We start from the raw sequence: 4258 nt of genomic DNA, 5'->3' as shown, positions 1-4258 counted from the left end.
TCCCTCCCCCTGTGCGCGGACAGGGCACGGGCCTTGCTTAGTGCCTGGGCAGCGAGGACTCGGGGTTCGGAGGGTTGGTCGATGGCGGAGGTCTTCTTCTGGTGCGCGGCGCTGGCACTCGTGCACACGTATTTTCTCTATCCCCTGAGCCTGTTCGCCCTGGAGGGCATGGCGCAGGTCTTCCAGAACGCGCGACGGATGCGTGCCGGTGAGGCCGCTCGGGCGGGCGCTCCCGCCGGGCCGCTGCCGTCGGTGAGCCTGGTGGTGGCCGCCTACAACGAGGCGAGCTGCATCGAGCAGAAGCTCCAGAACAGCCTGGCGCTGGACTACCCGGCTGACCGCTTCGAGGTGCTCATCGGTTCGGATGGCTCGTCGGACGGGACGGATGGACTCGTGCAGAAGTGCACGGATCCCCGCGTGCGGCTGTCGCCCGCGGCCCGCGCCGGCAAGACGACGGTGCTCAACCGCTGCATCCCCGCCGCCCATGGCGACATCGTGCTCCTGTCGGATGCGAACACGATGATCGACGCGGACGCGGTGCGGAAGCTGGTGCGCCACTTCGAGGATCCGGAGGTCGGCGCCGTCTGCGGCAAGCTGCGCCTCTACAACCCCACGAAGCAGGACTACGAGGAGAGCGCCTACTGGAGCTACGAGTCCCTCATCAAGATGTACGAGGGCAAGCGGGGCGCGGTGGTGGGGGCCAACGGCGGCCTGTATGCCATCCGTCGCTCGCTCTTCACGCAGCTTCCCCCGTCCACCATCGTGGATGACTTCGTGATTCCGCTGCGCATCATGGAGGCGGGCTACAAGGTCAACTACGAGGAGAACGCCGTCGCCCACGAGGAGACGACGGAGGATTACGGCAAGGAGTTCGGCCGGCGTGCGCGCATCGCGGCGGGCAACTTCCAGAGCCTGAAGCTCGTGCCCGGGCTGCTGCTGCCCACGGCGGGCTTCCCCGCGTTCGCGTTCTGGTCGCACAAGCTGCTGCGCTGGTGCGCGCCCGCGCTGATGGTGGCCGCGCTGCTGGCGAACCTGTTCCTGCTCGACAGCACCTTCTACCAGGTGACGCTGCTGGGCCAGGCGCTGTTCTACGCCCTGGCGTACCTGGGCAAGGCCGCGGTGTTCAAGAGTGGCGCCGCGAAGCGCGTGGCCTCCGTGGCCTACTACTTCGTCACCATGAACATGGCGATCGCCGTGGGCTTCTGGCGCTTCCTGCGCAACTCGCAGCGCGCCGCGTGGGACCGCACCGCGCGGGTGCCGTCCGCCACGTAGCCGTCGGATTTCTTGAAGAAGGCAGTGCAGGCCCGTCGCTCTTACCGGCGGCGCTCCGGCTGGTTCCGGAAGTGCCCCGGTCGCGACCGACAGGCCGTCGGATTCATCGAGAAACGCAGTGCAGGCCCGTCGGTCTCCCTGGCGGCGCTCCGGCTGGTTCCGGAAGCGCACCGGTCGTGACCGACGGGCTTTCTGCGTTGGGGGCCCCGCCGTTCCGGTGGGGCAGGGGGCCTACCGGGCCGCCACCGCCACGGGCTTCCCCGTACCGGCGGGCAGCACGCTGCCGAACGCGGCGAAGAGCTGCCCGGTGAGGACGTGCGTCTGTCCGGGGCCGGGGTTGCGCAGCATGTCGTTGAGCACCTCGCCCGTCTTCGGATCGCGGGGCAGGTGGGGGCGCGCCAGGTTCATCCGGTAGCGCACCACGCCGCGCCTCACGCGGTGGATGACGGTGACGGTCCCATCCGAGTCCACCCCGTCCACGAGGCCCACGTGCGTGAGGCCGTCGTTGCGGCGACCGTCGCGGTTCTGGTCGTACGTCTCACGGAAGAACACCAGGTCCCCCGGCACGGGGCGGCCCTCCGTGTACACGCGGCCGTTCGCGCGGGCGTAGCGGTAGAGCGCGGTGACGCCGTTGTCCCCGGGCTTCAACGTGCCCCGGAAGGTCAGGCCCGCCTGCGCATACGTGGCCTCGATGAGCGCCGTGCAGTCTGCCGGGTAGCGCCGGCCATTCACCTGGACGGACGACTCGCCCACCAGCGAGCGCGCCGTGGCGAGCACGCGCTCCCTCGGGTTGGCGACGGGCACCGGGCTCGCGGCGGTCTTCTTCGCGGGCGTGACGGTGGGGCGCGCCTTGGCCGGGGCCTTGTTCGCGGGCGCCTTCGCCACCGCCGTGCCCTTCGTCCCCGTGTCAGGATGGGCCTTGGCGGGATGCCCGGCGGACGGGGCGCGGGGGCTCTCACGCGGCGTCACCGACGCGGACAGCGCGGCGCGGGGGAAGGCCGGCGGCGAGGCGGAGTGGTAGCGCACAGACTCCGAGGCCACCCAGCCGCCCACGGGCGACCCGGTCGCGCAGCCCGTCGTCATCGCCAGCATCGCCATCCATGTGCCCAGCTTCATGGCCACCTCTCCCTGTAGCGTCCTGGGGCACAGGCTCGCCCCGGTGGCCCGTGTGGTCAAAAAAACCACCCAGGCAACCGGGCAGGACGGCTCGGGTTTTCGCCGGGGGGCGGGTGGGGTATTGCTGGAGGCGAATGCCCACCTTCCGCCGCGCCTTCGCCCTGCTGCTGCTGGCCACCGGTTGCTCGCACACGTCCTTCGAGCGCGCGAGCGAACAGGACACCGTCCAGGCCTACCGCGACTTCCTGCGCGAGTACCCGGATGATCCGGAGGCGACCACGGCGCAGGGGCGCATCGAGGGCCTGGAGTTCGACGAGGCGAAGCGCCTGCACTCGGTCCTCGCCTACAAGCGCTTCCTGGAGACGTATCCGGACGCGCCGCAGCGCCGGGTGGTGAAGTCCCTGCTGGAGGGCCTGCGCTTCAACGCGGCGAAGCAGGCGGACACGGAGGCCGGGTGGCGGCAGTTCCTCGCGGAGCATCCGGACGGCACCCACAAGGACGAGGCCCGGGCCCTGCTGCAGGCGGCCGAGACGCGCGACATGCGCGCCACGACCGACCTGGCGCGCATGGTGACCCTCCTGAAGGGACAGGCGGAGGGCACGCCCCGCGATGAGCTGGAGCGGAAGCTGGACGACGAGAGCTACGTCCAGGCCACCGACGCCGGGAAGCTCTTCGCCTACCTGCGCGACTTCGCCTCGGGCGTGCACCGCGAGGAGGCCCGCGTCCGGTTGCTGGAATTGGAAGTGGAAGGGCTGCTCGTCTCCGGGCTCGTGGACGAGGCCGAGGCGAAGGTGAAGGTCCACCCGCTGGGGCCCAAGCTGACGGGCTTCCCCGCACGCCTCGCCCGCGCCCGCGCCGAACAGGGCGCCCTGGCCTGCACGGAGCCCGCCGCCCGCGCGATGCAGGCCGGCCACTACCTGCGCGACCTGGAGGACCTGAAGCGCGCCCTCGTCGCGCCGGATCCGCTGGACCGCTGGCAGGCCGCCGAGGAGCTGGGGCAGCACGTGTCGGTGCGCGTGGTGGATCCGCTCCTGGAGGCGCTGCGCACGGCGCGCAACCCGCTGATCCGTCAGAAGGCGCTGGAGTCGCTGCGCACGGTGCTCTCCGCGCTGCCCGCGCCCGTGGCCGGCTACGAGGTCGCCGTGCGGTTGGAGTCCCTGCGCGAGCGCGCCAGCAGCCCGGAGCTGTACCTCACCGTCGCGGCGCTCCTGGACCTGAGCGGGCAGTTGGAACAGGCCGCCAGCCAGTACCAGCGCGTCTATGAGTCCGGTGGCACGGATCCGGTGGTGCTCTGGCGCTGGGTGCAGCTGCGCGAGCAGCGCCACCAGGCCTTCTCCGCGGCGGTGGCGGCCCGGCAGCTCGCGGTGTGGGCCCAGACGACCGCGCGGGACGAGGCGGTGTCGGCGGAGGGTGGGGTGCCGCTCGCGGCCGCCCGGCAACTGTGCGCGGCCGTGGTGGATGCCCGGTACGCGGCCGAGGCCATCACCCGCGCCCGCGCGGTGAAGACGGAGTTCCCGGAGGACCTGGCCACCTTCGAGCGCACCGCCCGGGACGCGGTGCGCCTCGCGGAGGCGAAGCTCGCGGACGCGGAGCTGCTCCTGCGCCAGCAGCACCCCGGCGTCCGCACCTGCGCGGATCAGCAGGTGGCCGAGCGCCTGTCCCAGGGCGTGAAGGAGCGCACCCAGGCCCTCCAGGCGTCGAACGCGAAGCTGCCAAAGCCCGTGGGCGTGCTGCTCCTGGAGCTGGCCCGGGAGCGGGATCCCTCCCCGGAGGTCCGGGCCGTGGCGGCCTCCCGGTTGGCCGGATCCACCCCTCCCTGAGACGGACTGGCACCCCCGGTCGCGGCGGTTAGAGTCCTGCCCCCCATGAC

3 protein-coding genes are annotated in these 4258 nt (G+C 71.7%); 2 read left to right on the top strand and 1 reads right to left on the bottom strand.

Translation table 11 applies throughout. The features are described from left to right. Positions 1 to 81 precede the first annotated feature (81 nt). Entirely contained in the window at positions 82 to 1272 is a 1191-nt protein-coding gene (locus D7Y13_RS39210; RefSeq protein WP_120586099.1) for a glycosyltransferase family 2 protein, read from the top strand. A gap of 231 nt (positions 1273 to 1503) precedes the next feature. Here the strand turns inward: D7Y13_RS39210 and D7Y13_RS39205 are convergent, their stop codons facing one another. Beyond that, positions 1504 to 2388: a CHAP domain-containing protein gene (locus D7Y13_RS39205; RefSeq protein WP_120586098.1), complete on the bottom strand. Its 885-nt coding sequence runs from the start codon at positions 2386 to 2388 to the stop codon at positions 1504 to 1506. A gap of 134 nt (positions 2389 to 2522) precedes the next feature. Between D7Y13_RS39205 and D7Y13_RS39200 the strand changes: the two genes are divergently transcribed. Beyond that, entirely contained in the window at positions 2523 to 4208 is a 1686-nt protein-coding gene (locus D7Y13_RS39200) for a HEAT repeat domain-containing protein (protein WP_199732994.1), read from the top strand. Positions 4209 to 4258: the final 50 nt, after the last annotated feature.

This window comes from Corallococcus praedator (assembly GCF_003612125.1).
GTDB classification, from domain to species: Bacteria; Myxococcota; Myxococcia; order Myxococcales; family Myxococcaceae; genus Corallococcus; species Corallococcus praedator.
The sequence above is the reverse complement of the archived record's forward strand: the minus strand, read 5'-3'. Positions and strand labels throughout refer to the sequence as shown.